General features: G+C 64.0%; 19 protein-coding genes and 1 pseudogene. 6 read left to right on the top strand and 14 right to left on the bottom strand.

Annotated elements, in window-relative coordinates:
- The 9 genes and pseudogenes from BMY38_RS00005 to BMY38_RS00045 all read right to left on the bottom strand — a co-directional run.
- A pseudogene (locus tag BMY38_RS00005) lies at nt 1-285 on the bottom strand (IS481 family transposase); the annotation flags it as partial.
- Nucleotides 198-554: a transposase gene (locus tag BMY38_RS18650; protein WP_217638773.1), complete on the bottom strand. Its 357-nt coding sequence runs from the start codon at nt 552-554 to the stop codon at nt 198-200. The gene BMY38_RS18650 and the pseudogene BMY38_RS00005, both read right to left, overlap by 88 nt.
- Nucleotides 555-957: 403 nt before the next feature.
- A complete protein-coding gene (locus BMY38_RS00015) occupies nt 958-2364 on the bottom strand; it encodes an FGGY-family carbohydrate kinase (protein WP_092758585.1) in 1407 nt (468 codons plus the stop codon).
- Nucleotides 2361-2678 carry an L-rhamnose mutarotase gene (locus BMY38_RS00020; RefSeq protein ID WP_092758587.1) on the bottom strand — a complete coding sequence of 106 codons (318 nt, stop codon included), beginning with the start codon at nt 2676-2678 and terminating at the stop codon, nt 2361-2363. Before BMY38_RS00020 ends, BMY38_RS00015 begins: the two co-directional genes overlap by 4 nt.
- Entirely contained in the window at nt 2675-3691 is a 1017-nt protein-coding gene (locus tag BMY38_RS00025; RefSeq protein WP_092758589.1) for an ABC transporter permease, read from the bottom strand. Before BMY38_RS00025 ends, BMY38_RS00020 begins: the two co-directional genes overlap by 4 nt.
- On the bottom strand, nt 3688-4671 hold the full coding sequence (locus BMY38_RS00030) for an ABC transporter permease (protein ID WP_092758591.1): 984 nt from the start codon (nt 4669-4671) through the stop codon (nt 3688-3690). Before BMY38_RS00030 ends, BMY38_RS00025 begins: the two co-directional genes overlap by 4 nt.
- Before the next feature lie 4 nt (nt 4672-4675).
- Entirely contained in the window at nt 4676-6196 is a 1521-nt protein-coding gene (locus tag BMY38_RS00035; protein WP_092758592.1) for a sugar ABC transporter ATP-binding protein, read from the bottom strand.
- Between the two features lie 72 nt (nt 6197-6268).
- The gene (gene rhaS, locus BMY38_RS00040; protein WP_092758593.1) at nt 6269-7264 is read right to left on the bottom strand and encodes a rhamnose ABC transporter substrate-binding protein; all 996 of its coding nucleotides are present in this window, start codon (nt 7262-7264) and stop codon (nt 6269-6271) included.
- A gap of 27 nt (nt 7265-7291) precedes the next feature.
- On the bottom strand, nt 7292-8104 hold the full coding sequence (locus BMY38_RS00045; RefSeq protein WP_092758594.1) for a DeoR/GlpR family DNA-binding transcription regulator: 813 nt from the start codon (nt 8102-8104) through the stop codon (nt 7292-7294).
- A 187-nt stretch (nt 8105-8291) separates the two neighbouring features.
- Here BMY38_RS00045 and BMY38_RS00050 point away from each other — a divergent pair, with 187 nt between their 5' ends.
- Complete coding sequence (locus BMY38_RS00050; RefSeq protein ID WP_092758595.1) at nt 8292-10394, top strand: bifunctional rhamnulose-1-phosphate aldolase/short-chain dehydrogenase; 2103 nt, start codon at nt 8292-8294, stop codon at nt 10392-10394.
- A gap of 11 nt (nt 10395-10405) precedes the next feature.
- Entirely contained in the window at nt 10406-11680 is a 1275-nt protein-coding gene (gene rhaI / locus BMY38_RS00055) for an L-rhamnose catabolism isomerase (protein WP_092758596.1), read from the top strand.
- 125 nt (nt 11681-11805) lie between these two features.
- Here rhaI and BMY38_RS00060 read toward each other — a convergent pair whose 3' ends face one another.
- Nucleotides 11806-12111: a hypothetical protein gene (locus BMY38_RS00060; RefSeq protein ID WP_092758597.1), complete on the bottom strand. Its 306-nt coding sequence runs from the start codon at nt 12109-12111 to the stop codon at nt 11806-11808.
- A gap of 193 nt (nt 12112-12304) precedes the next feature.
- Between BMY38_RS00060 and cobO the strand changes: the two genes are divergently transcribed.
- The 3 genes from cobO to BMY38_RS18530 all read left to right on the top strand — a co-directional run bounded on the left by cobO (nt 12305) and on the right by BMY38_RS18530 (nt 15059).
- Nucleotides 12305-12916 (top strand): cob(I)yrinic acid a,c-diamide adenosyltransferase, encoded by a 612-nt coding sequence (gene cobO, locus BMY38_RS00065; RefSeq protein ID WP_092758599.1) that lies wholly within the window; start codon nt 12305-12307, stop codon nt 12914-12916.
- Nucleotides 12917-13033: 117 nt separating this feature from the next.
- Entirely contained in the window at nt 13034-14746 is a 1713-nt protein-coding gene (locus BMY38_RS00070; protein WP_092758601.1) for a glycosyltransferase family 61 protein, read from the top strand.
- Between the two features lie 187 nt (nt 14747-14933).
- On the top strand, nt 14934-15059 hold the full coding sequence (locus BMY38_RS18530; protein WP_281243185.1) for a hypothetical protein: 126 nt from the start codon (nt 14934-14936) through the stop codon (nt 15057-15059).
- Nucleotides 15060-15161: 102 nt separating this feature from the next.
- On the opposite strand, the gene ileS is transcribed toward BMY38_RS18530, so the two are convergent.
- From ileS to BMY38_RS00090, 4 genes are all read right to left on the bottom strand, one after another.
- Nucleotides 15162-18122, bottom strand: a complete 2961-nt coding sequence (ileS, locus tag BMY38_RS00075; protein ID WP_092758608.1) for an isoleucine--tRNA ligase — start codon at nt 18120-18122, stop codon at nt 15162-15164.
- 467 nt (nt 18123-18589) lie between these two features.
- Nucleotides 18590-21355: a DUF2339 domain-containing protein gene (locus tag BMY38_RS00080; RefSeq protein WP_092758610.1), complete on the bottom strand. Its 2766-nt coding sequence runs from the start codon at nt 21353-21355 to the stop codon at nt 18590-18592.
- A 241-nt stretch (nt 21356-21596) separates the two neighbouring features.
- Nucleotides 21597-22664 (bottom strand): YcjF family protein, encoded by a 1068-nt coding sequence (locus tag BMY38_RS00085; protein WP_092758612.1) that lies wholly within the window; start codon nt 22662-22664, stop codon nt 21597-21599.
- Nucleotides 22665-22722: 58 nt separating this feature from the next.
- A complete protein-coding gene (locus BMY38_RS00090) occupies nt 22723-24135 on the bottom strand; it encodes a YcjX family GTP-binding protein (protein WP_092758614.1) in 1413 nt (470 codons plus the stop codon).
- A 262-nt stretch (nt 24136-24397) separates the two neighbouring features.
- Here BMY38_RS00090 and truA point away from each other — a divergent pair, with 262 nt between their 5' ends.
- Complete coding sequence (truA, locus tag BMY38_RS00095; RefSeq protein WP_092758616.1) at nt 24398-25168, top strand: tRNA pseudouridine(38-40) synthase TruA; 771 nt, start codon at nt 24398-24400, stop codon at nt 25166-25168.
- The last annotated feature ends 42 nt before the right edge of the window (nt 25169-25210 follow it).

Consider the following 25210-nt stretch of genomic DNA (forward strand, 5'->3'; position numbering starts at 1 on the left):
CGGGATGGTCGGCTGCAACGCATAAAGACAGTCGTCGAGCGGGAGCAGAGTATGGCAGCGGAAGGCAATAACGACGGCTTCCTCTTCGGCGCTGAGAACCGTTGAGCGCGGCTCCTTGGGCCCGGTCTTCTGATCTTCAACCGTTTGCCGCTTGCGCCACTTTGCAACCGTCTTGGGATTGATCCCAAGCTCTCGGCTCAACCCCGCGATCGAAGCTTGCGATCGCTGTATTGCTGCTCTGACGGCGTACGTGGTCGTGGCGCTGCCGTGACGAACTTGTCCCATAGTGCTTCCTTCCAGTCCATCGAATGGATCGCACCATCAAACCGTGGGATCAAACACCTAGGATCGGGACTGTATGGCGGCAGGAACAAGTGCCAACAAACGTGTCTTTTCATGGCCTCTGCTGCGCGCGGGCCTTTGTGGGTGGACAGGTTATCGAGGATGACAACGGTGCCGGGTTCGAGTTCGGGGACCGGTTGTGTTTCTATGTCAGTGTCGAATGCCGGACCGTTCATAACCCCGGCGATGACCCAGGGCGCAACCCAGAGCACGCTGCAGCGATGACAGTTTCACCTGAACCCTTTCGGTTTCGGACAGCGCTGTGGCCAACTCCTTCAGCGTGATGTCCGGCTCCGCACGCACGATATCCAGGACTCCACGAGACAACCGAGGTGACGAGCCCGCTTGCCGAACCGGCCTGGCGGCCTGCCTTGCCGTCTGGAAACACCCGGCCCCCAGCCTTCCGGTCCGCTGCAACCCGCACCGCCGCCGCGGCACTGACACCGAAGACCCGGCCCGCAGTACGCGCCGGATGGCCCCGCGCGACACAGGAACAAATCCGGTGACGAAGATCCAGAGAGCAGGGCCTGCCCATGACCCACCTTCCGACGGACGTGCACCAGACAATAGCCCGTGTGGAAATCACCGACCGGTTCAAGTCAAACGCAAAGTGCTTCAGACCGAATTCCGGGCCATGATGCCGGCGCGGGCGTCGTCGGCCGATCGACTCCAGTGCTTGGCGTAGGATTGCCATAGCGGCGCATTCGGCACCGGAGCGACCGGATCGGGCGGTACAAGCGCCGCGCTTCGCCCCAGCAAAAGGGCCGCGCCGATGCTTGTTCCGGTCGCAGACCGGCTCTGCAGAACCGGACGCCCGGTGGCACAGGCCAGCATGGCCATGAACTGCGTGTTGCGCGCAAACGGCCCTTCCACGATGGTCGGGCCAAGCGCCCCGGTCAGCTGCAGGCAGGTATTGGTCATCATCGCAAGGTAGAACGACAGGGCCGCATCCCGCAGCCCCGTCCCGAGCGCAGGTTCCCCACCCTGCCAGCGCATCCGCTGATCCCGATACGGGCCGGTCGCAGGTTCGACCGCCGGAAGGAGCATTACCTTGCGGGTCAGGGCCGCCAGACTGTCTTCCTCACTGGCCGGGGCAGGCCGCCGCCCCTGGATTATTTCATATTCCCGTCCCCCCATGAACCGGGCGGAGGGCACCTCCTGCCCGCGGGCGTCCACGTTCACGAGCGTGTCGCGATCCGGATCGAGATCGGGATCACCGCCCCCGACCGTCATCGCGACCACCCATGTCCCTGTGGAAACCACGGAAAATGCACCCTCCTGCGTCAGGATATGCGGATACAGAGAGGCATTGGAATCATGGATTCCGACCGCCACCGGCGTCTCGGGCGGCAACCCCGTCGCAGCCGCAACTTGGGGCAGTATCGGTCCCAGAACGTCCGTGGACCTGCGCACGGGGGCCATCTTGTCGACAAGGCCGAGCTTGTCGACAAGATCCGAATAGCGCCCCTCGCGCGGGCACCACAGATCGGTGTGACAGCCGATCGAAGTGACATCGCTGGCCACGACCCCGGTCAGACGGTGGCCCCAATATTGCGGATAGGTGACGATATGAGCGGTTCGGGCCATCAGGGCCGGGTCGCGGTGAAACTGCCAATCCAGCTGCGCCCCGACATTCAGGCCGCCGGCCAGTCTGGGCGACCCGGTTCGGGCGAACGATGGTCGCAACGCGTCATACGCGACGACGCGCTCGGCCGGACCGTCATGTTCATAATCGAGGATCGGCGCGGCAAGACGACCATCGGCATCCAGCAAGGCGGCACAGGCCCCATGCGTCGTGACCGAGATGGCGTCGATGCGATGGCTCCGGTGAAATCGCCCCAGGGCCTCCAGCAGAAAGGCCCAGTGGCCGTCTACGTCGAAATGCGGCCAGGGCGGTCCCGGCAGAACGTGATTGGGCCGCGTCACGACGTCGATCTCCTTCAGCGTTGGCAGATCGACGAGCGCGAGCTTGGCGTTGGTCTTGCCGATATCGATGACGGCGATATGGCGCGGCGACATCATGGCATGTGAAACAGACGCGGCAGCGTCACCGCGACGGGGGCGTTGTCGGGGTCTGTCTCCATGATGTCAGCCATATGCGCCCACCAGCGCTGCATCACCGGATGATCGGGCAAGTCGTCCATCCCGTGATCCGCATCCCGGATCAAAACTCCGATCAGCAGGTCGTTGGCTGCGTCGAAATGAATGCTGTAATCGCTGACCCCGGCCCCCCGCAGCAGTTCCACCAAATCTGTCCAGATCGCATCGTGGCGACGGCGATACTCCTCCGCCATTCCGGGGTTCAGGCGCATGCGAAAGACGTGACGCTCGCTCATCCGCGCCTCCGGTTCGCAGCCATGGTCCAAAGGCGCGGCAGGGCGATCACCCCGATCAGCAGCAGGCCGATGAAGATCGACATCACGATCCCCGGCACATTGAGCAAGCCCAGCCCGAACGTCACCAGGCCCATAACGAAAGCCGCGATCACCACGCCCGGAATCGACCCCGATCCGCCCAGGATGTTTACGCCGCCCAGGACAACCATCGTCACCACCTCCAGCTCCATCCCGGTCGCGATGCTGGGTCGGGTCGAACCCAGTCGCGAGGTCAGGAAGACCGCGGCGGCGCCCGACATCAGACCGGTCAGCAGGAACAGGATGAACTTGACCTTCTGCACGCGGATACCACTGAACATCGCGCCCGTGGGATTGTTGCCGATGGCATAGACCGCGCGACCGAAGTTCGTTTTGTGCAGCAATACGCCAAAGGCGAGCGCGATGATCACGAAGAACAGCATCTCGACCGTGAAGACCCAGTAGATATATCCCTGTCCGAACCAGGCGAAGCTGGCCGGATAGCCCCGGAAAGCGTCGTCCCCCAGAATGATATAGCTGATGCCGCGAAACAGGCTCATCGTGCCGATGGTGACGACGATGGACGGCAGGCCCATGATCGTGACGAAGACCGCGTTGAACGCCCCGCAGAGCAGACCCACCGCCAGCCCGATCACCACCAGTTCCGGCGTCCCCGCCCCGTATTGCACCGCCAGCCCCATCGCCGTGCTGGCCAGCGCGATGATCGAGGCGACGGAGAGGTCGATTTCGCCGGAAATGATCAATAGCGCCATGGCGAAGGCGATCATCGCCTTTTCGGTGAAGTTGAAAGTCGCATCGCTCAGGTTCCAGACGTTCAGGAAATACGGCGAGGCGAAGCTGTTGACGATGAAGATGGCAATGGCCACGGCCAGCAACAGGCTTTCCCAACTGCGCAGGGTGCGGAAGGCGCGGCTGTTCAGGCGGTCCGGCACATGGCGCGTTTCGGGGCGGGCTTGCAGGGTGCTGTCACTCATGTCGGGGCCACCGTGGATTTCAGGATGATGCGGCCCCTGGCCTTCCCTGCGCGCGCATTGAAGGCGACGGCAATCAGGATGGCACTGCCCGAAATGGCCAGTTGCCAGAACGGCGAGATGTCGACGACCGGCAGTGCATTCTTGACGACGCCGAGAAAGATCGCGCCCAGAACGGCGCCCCCGACCGACCCGATGCCCCCCGCGATGGAAATGCCGCCGATGACGCAGGCGGCCACGACCTCCAACTCGAACCCGCCGGCGATGTCGACATAGGCCACGGCATAGCGCGCCACCCAGAGGTAACCGGTCAGCCCGGCCAGCGCGCCCGAAATCACGAAGGCCAGGAATTGCGTCCGTCCGACGTCGATGCCCGCATAGACCGCCGCATGCGGGTTGCCGCCCACCGCGAAGATCGACCGGCCCAGCGGCGTTCGCGCCATCATCACGCCGAAGACGAGGATCGTGGCGATGGCAGCCCAGGACAGCACCGGCAGGCCCAGGAATGCGGCACGCGGAAAACCAGTGAAGGCGGCGCTCATCTCATGTGCGTTGACCCACTTCCCGTCGGAGATCAGGAAGATCGTTCCACGGAAGATCGTCATCGTGCCCAGCGTCACCACGATCGGCGGGATCGAGAGTTTCCAGACCAGCAGGCCGTTGATCGCCCCCATGACCGCGCCCAATGCAATGGCAACGGCGATGATCACGGGGATCGGCAGCCCCGGCATGGCGACGTTGATCATCGCCACGGTCATGCCCGTCAGGGCCAGGTTGGCGGCGACCGACAGATCGATGCAGCGCGTCAGAATGACTACCATCTGCCCCAGCGCCAGGATGATCAGGGGCGCTGTGTCGTTGAACACATTGGCCAGGTTTGCGGGCGCCACGAACCCGGCGAAACGAGAGGCCACCAGCGCCAGAAGGACAAGAATTGCACCGGCAAGGATAGCTTCACGCACAGGGATCAGTCGGGATACCATAGCCTCAGGCCTCCTGCGGTGCGGGGGTGGAAATACCGGCGGCATGACGCACGAGGGTTTCGGGGCGCAGATCGTCGCCCGACAACTCGGCGGCGATGCGACCGTCGCGCATCACGATCACCCGGTCGGACATGCCGATCACCTCGGGGATCTCGGAGCTGACCATGATAACCGACAATCCCTGCGCTGCCAGTTCCGCCATGAATTCATGGACGGCTGCCTTGGAACCGATGTCGATGCCCTTGGTCGGCTCGTCCAGAATGATAACCTGCGGCTGCGTGGCCAGCCATTTGGCGATCACGACCTTCTGCTGGTTGCCGCCCGACAGGTTGCCCACATCCTGATCCAGCGAGGCGGCCCGCAGGTCCAGCCGCTCCGAATACTCGCGCGCCAGTTTGAATTCCTCGGCCAGTTGCAGGAAACCATTGCGCGAGGTGCGGCCCAGCGACGGCAGGGTGATGTTCTGAAAAATCGGCAGGCCGATGATGGCCCCCTGCTTGCCTCGGTCTTCGGGGACATAGACGATCCCGTTGGCGACCGCGTCGGCGGGCGAGCGGATCACACGGATCTTGCCGTTCATCTTGCACACGCCCTTGCTGGGTCTGGTGATCCCGAACAACGACTGCATGAATTCCGATCGGCCCGCGCCGACCAGGCCATAAAAACCAAGGATTTCGCCACGGTGCAGGCGGAAGCCGATATCCGCGAATTCGGTCGGGTGGTCATAGCCCACGACCTGAAGGACTTCTTCGGCAACGGTCGGTCTGCGGGCGGGAAAGATATGATCGACCGCGCGACCGACCATCATCTTGACCAGCGCGTTCTCGTCGATGTCGGCGATCTCACCGTCGGCCACGAAGGCCCCGTCGCGGAAGACGGTGTAGCGGTCTGCAATGCGAAAAATCTCGTCGAACTTGTGGCTGATGAACAGGATCGCCTTGCCTTGCGCCTTCAGCGTCTCGACCAGTTCGTACAGCTCCTCGATTTCCTTGTGCGACAGGGCTGCCGTCGGTTCGTCCATGATGACGACGCGGGCATCCACCGACAGGGCGCGGGCGATGGCGACAAGGTGCTTGTTGGCGATGCCAAGCTCGCGCAGCGGCGTGTGTGTGCCGAAGGGCGCGCCGATCTCATCCAGCAACCGGGCGGCGGCGCGGTGCATTTCGGCCCGGTCGATCAGGCCCAATCGAGTGCGCGGCGCGTGGCCGATGAAGACGTTCTCCGCCACCGAAAGCTCGTCGAACAGGACGGTTTCCTGATGGATCGCCGTGATCCCGGACGCGGCGGCATCGTTAGGCGTGGTTAAGTCGACCGGGTTTCCGTCGATACGGATGGTGCCACCATCGGGACGATAGATGCCGGTCAGGATCTTGACGGTCGTGGACTTGCCGGCCCCGTTTTCGCCGACCAGAGCGGTGACCTGACCCGGATAGAGATCGAGCCGCACCTGATCCAGCGCCTTGACGCCCGGAAAGGTCTTGGTGATGGCGTCCATCGATACGACGGGCGATCCAGACTCGGTCATTGTGACACTCTCACATGTGGGGGTGGCCGGGGCTCGGCCCGGCGCGGAAACATGCGCCGGACCGAAGCAAGCTCAGAAGATCGACTTGAACTCTTCGATGTTGCTGGCGTCATAGACGAAGGGGTCGGCCATCGCGCCCTCGGTATTCTCGTCCAGGGTCAGCGTGCCCATGCGGCCCATCGGGATTTCCGCGCCGGGGGCCGCTTCCACACCGTTCTGGCTCAACTCATAGGCCAGCATCGTTGCGGAATAGCCAAGGTCGATCGGGTTCCAGATCGCGAAGGATTTCGACGCGCCGCTCTCGATGGCACCTGCCATTTCGGACGGCAGGCCAAGACCGGTCACGTTGACCTGCCCCACTTTTCCGGCGTCGACCACGGCCTGCGCGGCGGCAACGATGCCGACCGAGGTCGGCGCGATGATCGCGTCGAGGTCCGGATAGGACTGCATCAGGCCCGTCGCCTCGCGGTAAGACTTGTCGGCCAGATCGTCGCCATAGACGGTCGCGACCACTTCGATGCCGGGATAATCGCCCATGACCTTGTTCATCTCCTCGATCCAGGTGTTCTGGTTCGTGGACGTCGTCGTCGCCGACAGCAGCGCGACCTCACCCCCGTCGGGCAACTGGTCGGCGGCCAGCTTGATGATCATGTTGCCGATCAGCGGGTTGGACGATGGGTTGAGGTGCAGTTGACGGCCTTCGGCGGCTACGCCGCTGTCCCAGCTGATCACCGTGATGCCGCGCTGCATCGCGCGCTTCAGCGCAGGCACAAGGGCATCGGTGTCATTCGCCGAAATCGCGATGGCATCGACGTTCTGCGCGATCAGGGCGTTGATCACCTCGATCTGGCCTTCGGCGGTGGTGTCGGTCGGGCCGGTATAGATGATCTCGACATTGCCAAGCTCGGCCGCGGCCTCCTCCGCACCCTTGGCGGCAGCCTCGAAAAAGCCGATGCCCAACGCCTTGACGACCAGCGCGATGCGCACATCCTCCTGCGCGAAGGCCGGACTGGTCAGCAGCGCCGTCGCGGCGACCGCCGTCGTCAGAAATTTACGAAATACACTCATGGTTTCCTCCCTGGAGCGATGAAATTGTCAGGCTGGCAAACGCGCCACCCCGTCTTTCTGCGCCGCGCCACCGGGCACGACGATCAGCGTCACATCCGCGGACTCCAGCATTGCCGCCGTGCGGTCGTCGATGCCGTCGTCCGTGATGATGGTGTCGATCCGTTCAAGCGGGCACAGCACAAGGCTGGAGCGGTTGGCGAACTTGCTGCTGTCGACCAGCACGATCAACTCATCTGCCTGCCCGATCAGCTTCTGTTCTGCCTGGATCAGCAGCGGGTCCTGTTCCATCAGGCCCAGCGGCCCGATGCCCTGCGCCCCCATGAACATGCGGCGCGCATAGAAATTGCGGGTCACGTCGTTGTCGAAGGGCGACAGGATGATGTTCTGTTCGCGGTAGATGATGCCGCCGGGCAGCATCACCGTGTTGCGCGTGTTCTTGAGCAGGTGTTCCGCGATCGGGAATGAATTGGTGAAGACCTGCATCCGGCGCGTAGCCAGCGGATGCACCATCTGAAACGTCGTCGTGCCGCCGTTGATGATGATCGCGTCACCGTCTTCGCACAACTCGACCGCAGCGGCGGCGATGGCCTGCTTTTCGGCGTTGTTCATCGTCTCGTTAACGGAAAACGGCCGCCCGGCCAGTCCGACGAAGGGCGTCGTGGTCCGGGCTTCGGCCCCGCCGCGCACCCGTCGCAGACGCTTCTGTTCGTCCAGCGTATTGATGTCGCGCCGGATCGTCGCTTCGGACGCGCCGGTCAGGGTGCAAAGATCGACCACTGTCACCAGTGACCGGTCCTGAACAGCGGACAGGATGACGCGATGACGGTCTTTCTCGTGCATGGATGACCCCTTTTGCTGCCGTCAGGATGGAGTGAGTCGCCTTTCTCTGTCAATCATTTTTATTCATATTCAGTCATTCTGCATTGCAGCATGATTGAATATGATCGTTTATGATTGACTTGGCGAGGTATGGAGTTCAGCTTGGCATCGATCGAATTCCATGCCCCGGTCGCCTACGGAGACAATGATGAGCCCGCCCAAATCCGCACAACGCCTCGAAAACAAATGGGATGCGTCCCGCGCCAAGAACATGAGCGAGCCCGAAAAGCTGCTCTATCGGTCCAATCTCCTGGGGTCCGACAAGAGAATCACCAACTACGGCGGCGGGAATACGTCGGCCAAGGTCCTGCAGAAAGATCCGCTGACGGGTGAAACCGTCGAGGTCCTCTGGGTCAAAGGCTCCGGGGGCGACGTCGGCTCCATTGCCATGGACGGCTTTTCGACGCTCTACATGGACAAGCTGAATGCCCTTCGCGGCCTATATCGCGGCGTCGAATACGAAGACGAGATGGTCGCCTACCTGCCCCATTGCACCTTCAACCTGAACCCCCGCGCGGCCAGCATCGACACGCCGCTGCACGCCTATGTCCCGGCCAGGCACGTCGATCACATGCACCCCGACGCCATTATCGCCATCGCGGCGGCCAGGGACAGCAAAGCCCTGACGCAACAGATCTTCGGCGACACCATCGGCTGGTTGCCGTGGAAAAAGCCGGGATACGAGCTGGGCCTGTGGCTGTCGGACTTCTGTGCCAGGAACCCGGACGCCAGGGGCGTCGTGCTGGAAAGCCACGGGTTGTTCACCTGGGCCGATGACGCGCGGGACTGCTACGACCTGACGCTGGACATCATCCAGACCGCCATGGACTGGTTCGCGGAACAGACCGCAGGCAAAGACGCCTTCGGGGGGGCCAGGCATCAAAGCCTGCCCGCCGATCAGCGTCGCGCCGCCGCGTCCCGCCTGATGCCCGCGATCCGGGGCATGGTGTCGGGTCAGCAGCATATGGTCGGGCATTTCACCGACAGCGACGCGGTGCTGGAGTTCGTGAACGCCAACGAGATGGAGCGTCTGGCCGCGCTGGGCACGTCCTGCCCCGACCATTTCCTGCGCACCAAGATCCGCCCGCTGGTCGTCGATTTCGACCCGGCGAAACCGGACATTGACGCTACTCTGGCCGGGTTGGCAGACGCCATTTCCGACTACCGCGAGGACTACATGGCCTATTACGAACGGTGCAAACACGACGATAGCCCGGCCCTTCGCGATCCCAATGCCGTCGTCTATCTGGTGCCTGGCGTCGGCATGATCACCTTCGCGAAAGACAAGGCGACGGCGCGCATTTCCGGCGAGTTCTACGTCAATGCGATCAACGTGATGCGCGGGGCGGATGCGGTGTCCGAATATCGGGGCCTGCCCGAGCAGGAAGCCTTCGACATCGAATACTGGTTGCTGGAGGAGGCGAAGCTGCAACGGATGCCTGCCCCCAAATCCATGGCCGGGCGCGTGGCGCTGGTCACCGGCGGCGCGGGCGGTATCGGGTCGGCCACGGCGGAACGGTATCTGCGCGAAGGCGCCTGCGTCATGCTGGCCGATATCGACGAGACGGCACTGGCCGAGACGGCGGAAAACCTGAGCGCCCGCTATTCCGCCGACGTGGTGCGCACCGTCACCATGAACGTCACCGACGAGGCGGCTGTCGTCAGTGCCTGTTCCAACATCGCGGCGGAGTTCGGCGGGGTCGACATCCTGGTGTCCAACGCGGGCATCGCCAGTTCCGCCCCGGTCGAGGAAACGACGCTGGACCTGTGGAACAGGAACATGGCGATCCTGTCGACCGGGTATTTCCTCGTCAGCCGCGAGGCGTTCAAGCTGTTCCGGGTGCAGGACATGGGCGGTGCGATCGTCTTCGTCGCGTCCAAGAACGGCCTTGCCGCCTCGCCCAATGCCTCCGCCTATTGCACGGCCAAGGCGTCGGAAATCCATCTCGCCCGCTGTCTTGCCCTCGAAGGCGCGCCGATGGGTGTGCGGGTGAACGTGGTGAACCCGGATGCCGTTCTGAAAGGGTCGAAGATCTGGCAGGGAGAATGGCTGGATCAGCGCGCCGGGACCTATGGCACCGACAAGGACGGGCTGGAAGCGATGTATCGCGACCGCTCCCTGCTCAAGCGTTCGGTGCTGCCGGACGACATTGCCGAGGCGGCTTATTTCCTGGCCTCCGACCTGTCGGCCAAATCGACCGGAAACATCATCAACGTGGACGCAGGCAACGTTCAGGCCTTCACCCGATAAAGGACGCCCTCATGATCGAACCGGACATCATCGAGCAGACCAACGACAAGGCCGCCGCGTCGCTCCGGGCGGATTATGACGCTTTGGGCGAACATCTGGACCGACGCGGCATCGACATCGCGACCGTCAAGCACAAGGTCGCCTCCTATGGCATCGCCGTGCCCAGTTGGGGTGTGGGAACCGGCGGCACCCGCTTCGCCCGTTTCCCCGGCGCGGGCGAGCCGCGCGATGTGTTCGACAAGCTGGACGACTGCGCCGTCATCCATCGCCTGACTGCGGCCACGCCCTCGGTTTCTCTGCATATCCCATGGGACGCGCAACCGGCGGCCGATCTGAACAGCAAGGCCGAGGAAGTCGGACTGGCGTTCGACGCGATGAACTCCAACACCTTTCAGGATCAGCCGGATCAGGCGCACAGCTACAAGTTCGGCTCCCTCTCGCACACCGATGCCGCCACGCGGCGACAGGCCGTCGATCACAACATCGCCTGTATCGAACTGGGCCGACAGATCGGATCGAAGGCGCTGACGATCTGGGTCGGCGACGGGTCGAACTTTCCCGGCCAGACCAACTTCACCCGCCAGTTCGGGCGGTATCTGGATGCCGCGACGCAGGTCTACGATGCCCTGCCCGACGACTGGACCCTGCTGTCCGAACACAAGATGTACGAGCCCGCGTTCTATTCGACCGTCGTGCAGGACTGGGGCACCAACCTGCTGATCGCGCAGCAGTTGGGCGACAAGGCGAAGTGCCTCGTCGACCTTGGCCACCATGCGCCGAACGTGAATATCGAGATGATCGTCGCGCGGCTGACGCAATTCGGCAAGCTGGGCGGATTTCACTTCAACGACAGCAAATACGGCGACGACGATCTCGATACCGGCAGCATCGACCCCTATCGACTGTTTCTTGTGTTCAACGAACTGGTCGAGGCCGAGGCCGATCCGGACTTCGACCCGATGCACATGCTGGACCAAAGCCACAACGTGACGGACCCGATCGAAAGCCTGATGATCTCCGCCACCGAAGTGCAGCGCGCCTACGCGCAGGCGCTATTGGTCGATCGTGCTGCACTGGCCGGTTTTCAGGACGACAACGACGCCCTCATGGCCACGACGACGCTCAAGCGCGGCTTCCGGACGGATGTCGAACCGATCCTGGCCATGGCACGGCTCGAGGCCGGGGCCGCGATTGATCCGGTCACGACCTATCGCGCCTCGGGCTATCGTGCGCGTGTCGCGAATGAACGCCCTGCGGTGAGCGGTGCAGGCGGGGGCATCGTCTGACGTCCGCCTGACGTCCGCCTGACGTCCAACTCATGCTCGACGGCTGAACGACGGTCCATGGCGCGCGGTTGCGGATCACTGTGGCACGCCGGACGGGTTGCGCTTCAGGCCACAACCCCGGCGCCTCACTCCACCCGGCAATCCAGCGCCATGTTAACCAGTGCGATATCCCCGATTGCCGTGCCGGGGCGAACCTTGCAGCCCGTCACCTCCTGCGTGGCCTGAACGGCTGACTGGATCACCTGTGTCAGACCGGGACGCCATGCCGGATTGGTGCGTGTGGCCTGCGCGGATTCCAGATTCCAGTTCACCCGAAAATCGTGCCCGCCCGCGCTGGCCGTCCCGGTGCGGTTCAACCCGTCCAGCGGATGCGCCACGTTGCAGGCCGTCAGGACAAGCGGAAATATAAGCGGAAGAAATCTGACACGCATGGCCCGACCTGACACTGCTTTGGTTAACGGTGTCTTAACGCATACGTATCATGCAGCGTATGACGCGGGTAATACGTTCGTAATACAGCGATAATACCTACGTTTTGCACCGATCTGTCCGCCCTGCGCGTCCACCTTGACGCGAGCGCGGGTTCACCGGATTGTCCCCAGAACCGAAGCCGGAGGCTTGCTGATGACCGATCCCGATACCGACCGCCACAATGCGAAGATGGCCAAGAAGAAGGCCGCGCGCGACAAAATCATGGCAACCAAGACCGACGAGAAAGGCCTGGTGATCGTCCATACCGGCAAGGGCAAGGGCAAGTCGTCGTCGGCCTTCGGCATGATCTTCCGCTGCATCGCCCACGACATGCCCTGCGCCGTCGTGCAGTTCATCAAGGGCGGCATGGGCACCGGCGAACGTGATCTTATCATTAAAAATTTCAGCGATTTGTGCGATTTTCACACGATGGGCGAAGGCTTCACCTGGGAGACGCAGGACAAGTCTCGCGACATCGAAATGGCACAAGCGGCCTGGGCCAAGGCGAAGGAACTGATTGCCGATCCGGTCAATCGCATGGTGCTGCTGGACGAGATCAATATCGCGATACGCTACGATTACGTCGACGTGGCCGAGGTGGTGACGTTCCTGCGCGATCACAAGCCGCCGATGACCCATGTCGTGCTGACCGGGCGCAACGCCAGGGAGGAGCTGATCGAGCTGGCCGATCTGGTCACCGAGATGGAGCTGGTCAAACACCCCTTCCGCTCCGGCGTGAAGGCCCAGGCCGGCGTCGAGTTCTAGATCCGAACACTGCCTCGCCAGAGTCCAGTCAAGGCTGAAACAGCATTGTTGGCAAATACTTGCGCGCCCCAGCACCCTTAACATAATGCTCAAATCTGACAGGCCAGATCCTCACGCATGACCGAACCGACGCCCCGCGTGACCCTCGACTGGCAGGTCCCGCCCCGCGACTTCTTCTTCGCGCCGGGCGTGGACGACGGCTTGTGGACCGTGGGTCCGCTGCCACAGATGTGGGACAAGCGACCCAAGGGGCGCATCGCCGCCGCCTCGGTCAGCGAATTCGCCAGGTTCGAGACGCAGATCGAAAGCCATATCGAAACACATTTCCGCCGCCGCTCCTTCAGGTCGGGCCTCGTATTTCAGACCGTTCCCGTCGTGTTGGAGGGGCTGCGAACGGAAGGACATTATCTGGCCGTCCACGATCGCTATCTTCTGACCGGAGCGGCGGGGACACGGCTGCGCAATCGGTATCACTGGTATAACGAAGGCCTGCGTGACGCCGATGCCGAGACCGCTGAATACTTCGCCCGGCTTCAGGCCAAAGACCCCGTGCCGCCCATCTGGGACGGCCCGACCGACGGCCTGGATTTCGTCATCGACGCGCGCAACGCCTTCAACTTCTACCACTTTTCGACTGAAACGCTGGGGCAGCTATGCCTCGTCGATCACGATGGTTTCACGGGTCAGGTCTATATTCATTGCGACCGCCATGACGTGAAGGACTTCATCCGGGATTGGGTCGATCAGATGTTTCCGCGCCTTCTGGGGCGGGTGCATTTTCGGTCGGGCAGACACAGGTATGATCGCTGTCTGTCGACGCTGAATGCCCGGCATCTGTGGTATCAGAGCGGTCCGACCGTAATGGACGGCATCGACGCAGAGGCACCGGACACGCACTATTGGAAAGGCCGTGATCCCGACCGCATGAGCCTGGCTGTGCTTGCCATGAACTCCTGCGATGGACTGCTCCTGCGACTGCGCGAGACGGCGCTGCGCCTGATCGAGGGGGGCGAATGGGATCATTTGCCCCGACGCTTCTGGGTCGGTCGGAAATCGAACCGCGTGCGGCCCATGTGGGGCGAGGACGACCTGACCGATGCGTTGGAAAACCGGGGCTTCAAGGTCATCTATTTCGAGGATTACAGCCCGCTGGAACAGGTCGCCCTGATGGCCCGCGCCGAGGTGATGATGTCCTATCACGGGGCCGGTTTCGCCAACATGATGTTTGCCGGCCCCGACACCCATTGCATCGAAATCGGGACGTTGCAGACCTGTCTGTACCGCTGGCAGGATTTCATGCCGCATACCATCGTATCGGGGTGCCGCTATACCTCGCTGTTCGCGGATTTCAACGTCGCCGATCCGGCGGAAGGCCCGGAAATCCGGTCCCGCCCGCTGAACGCCGTGCGTCTTGGGCCTGTCGGACAGGCGCGCGTGCTGGACTATGTCGATGCGATTCTGGGCGATGTGAGGATCGACGATGCCGGATGGCTGGCCCGCGTCGCGGCCTGTCTGGGTCGAACGGACGATATGGTGGCGCTGGAGCGGTTGCTGGACGGGCATCCAAGGGCCGCGATGGCCGATCCCGACCTGATGATCCTGCGGGCGAACCTCTATCTGGCCGCCGACGACGAGGCTCTGGCCCGACTACTTCTGGAGCGCGCATGGGAGGCGACGGGCGATCGGCCGTTTCTGCTGGAACGACTGATCCTTCTCTGTGACCGTGCCGGGGCCGATGCCCCCTGGGCCGCGCTGCACCGGGACCTGTATCCCAACCGTGCCAGTCTGCTGAACCGGAAACTGCGGCGACAGCGACGACGAAGCGTCTAGGGCACATCCTCGCGATTCCACCCGGCAAGCGGGCACACAGCCCCGCGAACACTGCGCCGCGACGGAAGGCGCATGCTCCTGCGTGTAACCCTCAGTACGACGATGGTTGGATCTATTTCCGACAAGTCATCGCCCCCCAAACCGAGGCCCGGCTCAGAACAGGCAGGCCTGCAATGAGGATTGAGCCATGCGGACCCTTGCGATGTTTGTGACAATGTCCGGCCTTGCCCTGCTGATCGGCATCGCAACATTCCAGACCTTCGGCCCGACCGACGCCATGGAGCAATGGAACATGCAATCTGGGCGCGGTTGAGAGGCAATCCCCTTGCTGGATATTGCCGTTTAAACTCTGCGCTTGATTATCAGGTCGATGACTATCCCGGCGGCTCCATAATCGGGTCCACCGGGATATGTCTTACAATGCGCTGTCGCAGCGGGCGCAAACTCCGTCATGCCCGTGGTGCCCAACGTCCGGCAGGATCTTCCAGCACCGCTGACATTTGCCCCCTTCGGCCTGTGCAAATCCGACGGCAACACCGGGCGTATCGTCCAAGGTAAACGCATCGTCCTGCGCGGGTTCGGTCGTGACGACGATGCCGCTGGTGATGCAGATGTCATCGAAGGCCACATCCGACAGCAAAGCCGCCGTTTCCGCATCGACATGCACCACCGGCGCCGCTTCCAGCGACGCACCGATGATCTTGTCACGCCGCGCGTCTTCCAGCGCACCATTGACGACCCGGCGAACGGCGCGGATGCGCGACCACTTGGCGGCCAGTGCGTCGTCGCGCCAACCGGGACGCGGGGCGGGGAAATCCTGCAGATGAACAGATGAGCCGTCGCCCGGATGCACCTCCAGCCAGACTTCCTCCATCGTGAACGGCAGGATCGGGGCAAGCCAGGTCGTCAACCGTTCGTGCAGCAGCGCCAGAACCGTGCGCGCCGAGCGACGGCGCAGTGTGTCGCCATCGCAATAAAGCGCATCCTTGCGGATATCGAAGTAAAACGCCGACAGATCGACCGTCGCGAACTGGAAGATGATCTGGATGACAGCCGCGAAATCATGCGCCGAATAGGCGGCCCGGACCTGATCATCAAGTTCCGAAAGGCGGTGCAGGACCCAGCGCTCCAACTCCGGCATTTCCAGCGGATCGGCGGGCGCATCATCGGTCAGCGACCCCAGCAGGAAGCGCAGCGTGTTGCGCAGGCGACGATATCCATCCGCCACACCCTTGAGGATTTCCGGCCCGATCCGGTGGTCGGCGGTGTAATCCACCTGCGCCACCCAAAGCCGCAGGATATCCGCGCCGTATTGTTCGACGATGTCCTGTGGCGCGATGGTATTGCCGATGGACTTGGACATCTTCACGCCCTTGGCGTCCAGCGTGAAGCCGTGCGTGACGACAGACCGATAGGGTGCGCGCCCCATCGTGCCGCACGCCTGCAACATCGAGGAATGGAACCATCCGCGATGCTGGTCGGTGCCTTCCAGATAGACGTCGGCGATACCGTCCGCCGTACCGTCGGGCCGGTCACGCAGAACGAAGGCGTGGGTCGAGCCGGAGTCGAACCAGACATCCAGAATGTCGTCGACCTTCTGCCATTCGTCCGGATTGTAATCGCTGCCCAGGAATCGCTCTTTCGCGCCGGGTTTGTACCAGGCATCCGCGCCCTCTTCCTCGAAGGCCTGGATGATCCGCTGATTGATTGTCTCGTCCTGAAGCAAGAAGTCGGGGTCGTCCGCCTTGGCCCCGACGCGCGTGAAACAGGTCAGCGGCACACCCCAGGCGCGCTGCCGCGACAGCACCCAGTCAGGCCGGTTTTCGATCATCGAGAACAGACGGTTGCGGCCGTTCTTCGGCGTCCATTCGACAAGCTGGTCGATGGAGGTCAGCGCGCGGCTGCGCACCGTTTCGCCATAGGTGTCCTGCCCGTCGCCCACGGCCTTGTCGATCGCGGCGAACCACTGAGGGCGGTTCAGACGGATGACCGGGGCCTTGGACCGCCAGCTATGCGCGTCGGAAATCGTGATCCGGGCACGGGCCAGCAACGCGCCGACCTCCACCAGCTTGTCGATGACGGCCTTGTTCGCCCCGCCGGGCTTGCCGTTCGGCTTCAGGATCGCCTCGCCGCCGAACAACGGCAGATCGGCGCGATACGACCCATCGGCCTCGATGTTGAATGTCATCTTCAACCCGTGCTTCAGGCCGATCTGATAGTCATCATCGCCGTGGCTGGGCGCTGTGTGGACAAAGCCCGTGCCCGCGTCGTCGGTGACGTGATCGCCGGGGAACAGAGGCACGTCATAATCCCATTCGCCGTCCGCCCCCTCGGCCCCGCGAAGGGGGTGGGCGCAGATCAGCGCGGCAAGTTCATCGGTTGGCACGTCGCGCACCCGCGTCCACATGCCATCTTCCAGCCGAGCAGATGTCAGCGTGGCCTCGGCCAGCGCGTCGGCCAGCAGATAGCGGTCGCCGACATTCGCCCAGCTTTCGTCCGGCGTGCCGGTCACCTCATAGAGACCGTAGGAGATGCCGGGACCGAAGCTGATCGCGCGGTTCTGCGGCAGGGTCCAGGGCGTGGTGGTCCAGATAACGACCTGCGCTCCTGAGAAATCTGAAAAATACTGGGTGAATTGCCCCGCATCTGTCTTTCGAAACGTGGGCACATCGCGTCCAGGCTCATACAGTTCGGCCTTGCCCCCTTTCACCACCGGAAACTTCACCCAGACCGCATCCACCTGCCGGTCGTGATACTCTACCTCGGCCTCGGCCAGCGCGGTCTTCTCGACCGGCGACCACATCACCGGCTTCGACCCCTGATAGACCAAGCCGTTCATCAGGAACTTCTGGAACTCCGCCGCGATCACCGCCTCGGCGTGGAAATCCATCGTCAGATACGGATCGGCCCAGTTGCCGGTGATGCCCAGCCGCTTGAATTCCTCGCGCTGGATATCGACCCAACCGGCAGCGAACTCGCGGCATTCCTGACGGAACTCCACCAGATCGACGGCATCCTTGTCGCGGCCCTTCTTGCGATAGGCCTCCTCGACCTTCCATTCGATCGGCAGCCCGTGACAATCCCAACCGGGCACGTATCGCGCGTCGAAGCCCATCATCTGATGCGACCGGACAACCATGTCCTTCAGCGTCTTGTTCAGCGCGTGCCCGATGTGCAGGTGCCCGTTCGCATAGGGCGGCCCGTCGTGCAGCGTATAAGGCGCGCGGCCCTGTTTTTCACGCAGGCGGTCATAGACGCCGATCTCGGCCCAACGGGCCAGCCACTCCGGCTCGCGCTTGGGCAGGCCCGCCCGCATCGGAAAATCGGTAACCGGCAGGTTCAGCGTGGATTTGTAGTCGGGGGCTTCGGCGCTCATCGGGGGCGTCCTTCGGATCGGAATTGCATCAAGGTCGGTGCGGATCGGTCAGCACCTTGGCCCGGCCGCCCCTGTCGTCAGGGCGCCGGGGGACTAATTCGCGCTGGTTTCAGAACTCGTTCCGTCATCGCGCGCGTTATAGGCACCGGCGCGGGGGAACGGCAAGCGGGCCGGGTGTCGTCAAAGACCGGATTCGCAGGCACCGGACGCCCTGGACCGGTCGCTGCCGCCAGACTGGCGCGGAACAGACCCGGAGCGGTCGTTTCACACCGGACGATGACACGGTCGCGCGGAGCATCATGCCTTAACGCAAAGTTCATCATTTCGATGCAGGGTGACAGGCGGAGGAAATGCCATGTCCCTGTCCCTGCTGATCGCCTTTCTCGGCACCGCCGCTCTGGTTCTGGTGCCGCTGTGCCTGCCCCGTCCGCGTAAATTGCCCGTTCGCAAACACTGATCCGATTGCATTAAGGGGGCGGACCCTGTCCGCCATCCCGAGGTGCGTCGGAAGGCAACCCTTGCACCGGGCTCGCCGGTGCTGATGTCGTGCCCCCTGCCCAGCGATACAGCCATGCCAGCCCGCCCATCGCCGTTGCCAGTGCAATCAGCGCGCCGACCCGCAACAACCCGTCAAGGGACCAGACGTCGATCAGGAAAACCTTGAGCATCGTCACCGCCAATACCGCCGTCCCCGCGCGCCGCCACAGATCGGACCGTCTGGCCACGCCCTGATAGAACAGGGCCGCGCCAAGAATCAGGAGCGCAATCGTGTAGGTCGTGGTCTCCGGCTGCATTGCACCTTTCCAGATGCTCATCCGGTCGGCTCCCTGCCAGAAATGCCGGATCGTCAGCACGGCCCAGACCCCTGCCAGCATGCATCCGGTCGCAGCGGCCATCAGGGTCCATGCCTGAGACAATCGCAGATGCGCCATTCGCCACCATACCGCCAGCAGCAGAAGCGCAGGCAGCAGATAGCCGGGAATCAAGGTGTTGAGGACCGGCCAACCGGCGATGCTGTTCACCCCGGGGAAGGTGAACAACGGGTTGCCGAAGGTCAGCCCCGCAACAAGCGCCAGCCCGGCAATGCCGCCGAACGCCGCCGTCAGACCAAGACGCAGCCACGGCATCCGACCGCCCCGCGCCCAGACCTCGAACTGCGCCCAGGCCAGGATCAGCCAGATCAGCGCCGTCAGCCCGGCTCGCAGATGCCACGGGTCCGCCCCCCATTGCGCCAGCGCCCGCCACAACAGGATCGACGCGGTATATCCGATCGCAGCCAGTGCAGCCGATTCCGCCACCGCAAGGGGTTCGGGGCGACCCTTTGCGGGGTCCGCCTGCCGCAGCCACAATGCGGCAAGACCGAACCCGGCCGCAGACCCGACCATCGACAGAAGCGCAGGCAGGATCGGTGTCTCCAGATGCCACTCCAATCCCGGCACTCCCATCAGGCGCCAGAACGTGAATGGCGCGGCCAGAACCACGAACCACGACAGCAGCGGCAGGTTGAACCGCCGGTCCAGCCAAGCGGCCCCCGCAGCGATCAACGCAACCGAAGCGGTCAGCGCAGCCTCGCCCGCGACCTGCCCCAGCGCATAGGCAATCAACGTTACCGCGACCAGCGCGGCCAACGACGGGCGCAGGCGGTCTTCTCCGTCCATCGACGCCCAGACCCCCGCCGCCAAAGTCAACCCTGCCGCCACAGCCAGCGCGTGCAACGCCCAGACATAAGCCCCCATCATGCTGGGGGCGGCCCATGCCAGATGCAGGGCCAACCCTGTGGCAGGCGCAATCAGCACCGTCGCCAAGGCCCAGCCCAGCCGGTGCGTGACCGTGTCCCGAAAGCTGCGGAGCAATGCCGCAAACGACAGTGTGCCCCCCGCCAGCAAGGCCAGGGTGATCGCGGCGGCCCCGTCCGGCGCGGGCCATTCCGCGATGATCGCCAGCATGCCCAGCGCCGGGGCAAGCGCGGCGTCCTGCAGTCCCTCGGCCTTCTGCGCCCAAAGTGCGACCGCGACGAACAGCAGGACCTGCACGGCGATGGCGGGCCAAAGCGCCTCCGCCGCGCCCAGTACGGCAAGTGCCGCGGCAATGCTGACTGCGGCGAAGGCCAGCAGGTTCTCCAATGGCGCGCGATATCCCTTGCAGGCCGCCGTCAACACCATCGGTCCGGCGTGATCCGGTTGCAGACGCGCAATCGGAAGTGCCATCGCCGCCAGCGCCATCCCGGTGACGGCCATCAGATGCACGGTCACAGTATCCGGGTTGCCCAGGGCCAGCAGAGTCGAGGCGCCGAGCCCGATGGCAAGTGCCAGCCCGCTGACCCATCGCCCGCGCCAGCGCCGTACCGCGTCTATGGACAGGCCCATCACCGCCAGGATCAGGAAATAGCCGTGCAAGGGGCGCAGGTCGGCCCCGCGACCGCCGCCCACGACGAAGGGTGTCACTGCCCCGCCGATCAGGCCGACCGCCACCAGAAGCGGGCCGTGGAACCAGCCCAGCACGATGGCTCCCAGCGCGATCACCGACATCGCGCCCAACGCCGCGCCCTGTCCGATCAGATCATACAGATGGTGCGCGCCCAGCACCGCACCGAACAGCGTCACGACGCCCGCGCCGGACAGGACGGACGGCAGATAAGCAGTCGCCACATCCTCTCCGTCGCCAAAACGTCGCCGGATCAGTTCGCCGCCCGCAATCAACCCCGCACCGAAGATCAGCGCCGCGATAACCCGCACAGGGGGCGGCAATAGCCCCTGTTCCGCGCCGTATTGCACCAGAAATATCCCGGCCAGCGCCAGCGACGCGGCGGCGGCGGCATAGAACCAGTTCACCGACAGCCAGGCGATGGCCCGGTCGATCAGATTCGGACCGGATCGGATGGGACGCGGCGGATTGGCAGGCGAGGTCTGACTTATGAAGACCTGTGCGTCTGTGTCGTTCGGACCGGTGTCGGGCAACGGGATGACAGGCAACGGATCGTCCGTTTGCCCCGCCGCAGGACCCCATGGCGCTGCCTTTTCGACCGGTTTGGTTTCTGTCGCAGGCTGTGACGCAAACGGGGCCGACCCGTCGTCGGTTGCGCGGGATACACCGCCGCGCATCTGTGCAATCTCCTGCTCGGCCGCGCGCAGACGACGCCCCAGGCCGAAGACCGAAACCGTCAGGGCGATAATGGCAAGCGGCACCCCGACGACAAGCGCAATTGCCATAAAAACAAGCAAGGTTTCCATCATGTGTCCCGTCTGCCCGGTTTTGACGGGCAGCCTAGATCACGCGATGGGCAAGCGGGCAGTGAAACCGGCCAGCCGCGTCACAGACAAGGCGATAGTGGCGCAGAGGCCTCAGCCCGCCGCTGTCCTGTCGTTCACCCGCTGCTTCGCTATACGCCCCCAACCCCCAGTACAGGATGGCCGAACCTGCCCACCGAACCCGAAACCCGCCTTACCGATCCGTGGGAACGTCACCCTCCAAACATCAGCCTGTGGCGTCCTTCTGCCCGAACAATCCGGTCAGGGCGCGCCCGATCACGTCGGTGATCCGGGGCGGACGTTCGTGAACGAAGGGAAGCGGGCGGCAGACCTCCATCGCGGCCAGACCGACGCGCGCCGTCAGCGCCCCGTTCACGATGCCTTCGCCGAACCGGCGCGACAGCTTGGACAATACGCCACCGCCTGCGACCGACTGGATCATGTCGTCGCCCACCGCCACCGCGCCGGTCGCCGCAAGATGCGTCAGCACCGTGCGGGCCAGACGCCAGGACCCCAGTGTCCCGCCCCGTCCGCCATAGATCAGCGCGATGCGGCGGATCATCCGCAGGTTCGACGTCAAGGCGGCCACCACATCGGCCAGCGCCAGCGGCACGATCGCCGTGACCATCGCGACCTGCCGGGCCGCCGCTTCGACCTCACGGGTGGCGGCGGCGTCCAGCGGGCCCAGCAGGCTGCGTTCGGTCAGGGCAAGCATCGCATCCGCGTCGAAGACATCGCCGGTGCGCGCGGCCAGATCCTCGCGGCCCCAGCGCGTATCGGGACGACCCGCATAAAACGCGCCCAGCCGTTCCGATAGTCTGCGTGCGCTCGTCAGATCGGTGACGGCAGCGGCGTCACGATGAAATCCGTCGATGCGCTTCAGCCGCGACAAGGCCACCAGTTCACGCAATGCAATGGCAAGGCAGACCGCAACGAAGGCCCCGACCAGCGCCAGCGCGACCCAGCCCAGAACCGGGTTCGACGCAATCAGGCCGGTCACGAAATTCCACGCGGCCAGCGACATCGCAAACGTCAGCAGTGCGCCCAGCGTAGCGAAAAACCATCGTGCCAGACCGCTTTGCCGCCGCGTCGCCAGGATCGCCAGCGTCTGCATTGCACGTCCCGAGGCGGGCGGCGCACCGTCGTCGTCGGGCACCGGCGGGGCCGAGGCGGGGTCCAATCCGGTGGCGGTCGTGGCCAGCCGCACCGCTCCGGCGCGCGTTTCCTCGGCGGGCCGCGCTTCATCCTCGATATCGAACAGAACGGCTCGGCGCGGCGGGTCTCGGTCACTCATGGATCAGCCCTCGTTGTCGGTCGAAACCTATGATCGCCCACTTGATTTGCAATGGCCGTCACAACCGGTCGGACAGCAGGAACTCCGCCGCCCGGTCCAGCCGGATATGCGGCGGTCCTTCTCCGGGCCGCAGCGTCAGGGGCGCGGGCGCGAACTCCATCAGGTCGTATTCGCCGTCCAGCCAACTCTCCGCTCCTTGCCGCGCGCGTGTCAGAACATGCGCCGGATCTGCGGGCATCTCGCCCGGATACAGTGCTGCCTCGCGCCCCGGTGTGCCGTCTGTCCCCATCAGACGCCCGCGCACCACGGGCAGATCGTGTCCCTGATGTTCGCGCATTTCCTCGACCGTGGCGCGCAGCGCGGCCATCGAAATCGCCTTGGTCTGCGCGCCCGCAAAATCGGCGCGGGACTTGGCGTCGCGGACCATCGCTTCGGTCAGTGCGGTCAAACGCGCGTGTTGCGTGTGGTGCAGATGATCGGCCTTGGTCGCCGCGAACAGCAACCGATCTACCCGACGCGCCCCCAGAAGCGACAGCAGCCAACCAATCGCGCCGGGCCGGAACGCCGTCAGGATGTCGGTCATCGCAGCGCGCATTTCCTCCAGTGCACGGGGTCCGCGCCGCAAGGCACCCAGCACGTCAAGCAAAACGACCTGCCGATCCAGCCGGGCGAAATGATCGCGGAAAAACGGACGCACGACCTGGGATTTATAGGCCTCGAACCGCCGCTCCATTTCGCGGCGCAGGCTGCCGCGCGGCGCATCGCCGGGGGGAAGCGGGGCAAAGGTCAGCGCGGGCGATCCCTCCAGCTCTCCGGGCAGGAGAAACCGCCCCGGCGTCAGATCGTAAGCCCCGGCTAACCGCGCGGCGTGCAAAGCGGCGGTATAAGCACGGGCCAGTGTCTGCGCCTCCGTCTCTATCAGTTTGGCGGTGGGATCGATGGTCTGCATCGCCGCCGCGTAATCGCCGGCGTTCCAGGATGACAGCCGCGCCAGCGCAGCGGCGGACCATGCGTCATACGTCTTGTCCATCAACCCAAGGTCCAGCAGCCATTCGCCCGGATAATCCACGATATCCAGATGCACCGTCCGCGTTCCGCGTAGTCCGGCCAGCATGCCGGCGGGCCGCACCTTCAAGGACAGGCGCAGTTCCGACACGGCGCGGGTGCCGTCGGGCCAATGCGGTGTGCGCGACGTCAGCGCGGCCAGATGGCTCTCGTAGTCGAAGCGCGGCACGGTGTCGTCGGGCTGCGGTTGCAGGAAGGCCGTTTCAATCCGGGAACCGGCCGAAAATCCGGGCATCCGGCCCCGGTCGATCAGGTTCGCCACCAGCGACGTGATGAACACGGTCTTGCCCGCCCGGCTCAGGCCGGTGACGCCCAGCCGCAGCGTCGGGTCGAATACGTCGGTCACCGAGGACGCCACGTCCCCCACCCCGCGCGTCACTGCATCCGCCAGCCGTCCGATCACCATCCGCGCACCCCTTTGTCGTCGGCAAAGATAGGGGCGCTGAAGGCCGAGGGAAAGGCGCGGTCGAAAACCTGACCAGTTGGCCTTGCCGCGAATGGCATTCCGACAACGTCGGACCGGGATCGGACGTGGATCACCCCCATATCCGACGTGAAGCGGGTATGACCAAATCATCCGGATTGGTAAGGTATCAGGACCGATCCGCGTAAATGAAACGTTAACCCGGCATCTTGCCCTCGCCCCGTTCCCCGCCCTATCTGCGCCCATGCCCCGATATGCCTTTCGCATCGAATACGACGGTCGCCCCTTCGCCGGATGGCAGCGTCAGGACGGCCCCGCCTCGGTTCAGCAGACGGTCGAGGAGGCGCTACGCGCGTTGGAGCCTGACATGGGCAGCATCGCCGCTGCGGGCCGCACCGATGCCGGTGTCCATGCCACGGGACAGGTCGCCCATGCCGATTTATCAAGGGACTGGGGTGCCTTCCGCCTGTCCGAGGCGCTGAACTGGCACCTGAAGCCCGCTCCCGTCGCGGTGACCGCGTGCACCCGTGTGGACGACGACTGGCACGCAAGGTTTTCGGCGCTCGAACGGCGCTATACCTTCCGCATCATCGCCCGCCGCGCCCCCCTGGCGCTGGACGCAGGCCATGCCTGGCGCGTTATCGGCCCGTTGGATGTCGACGCCATGCGCGCGGGCGCGACGCGTCTGATCGGACATCACGATTTCACCACGTTCCGCGCGTCGATCTGCCAGGCGAAATCGCCGGTCAAAACCCTCGACGAGATTACCTTGACCGAGTCGCCCTACCCCGGTGGCCAGGATATACGCATTCACCTGCGTGCCCGCAGCTTTCTGCACAATCAGGTTCGTTCCATCGCCGGAACACTGGAGCGCGTCGGCGCAGGCGCCTGGTCTCCGGATCGCGTGGCCGAAGCATTGGAGGCCCGTGACCGCGCCGCCTGTGGGCCGGTCTCGCCGCCTGACGGGCTGGTTCTCACGGGTGTGGGCTATCCGAACGATCCATTTGCGGATTGAGCCCACCCCCTGAATTGGTTAAAAAGCCTTACCAATTTTCGG

This window comes from Jannaschia helgolandensis (assembly GCF_900109285.1).
Taxonomy (GTDB): domain Bacteria; phylum Pseudomonadota; class Alphaproteobacteria; order Rhodobacterales; family Rhodobacteraceae; genus Jannaschia; species Jannaschia helgolandensis.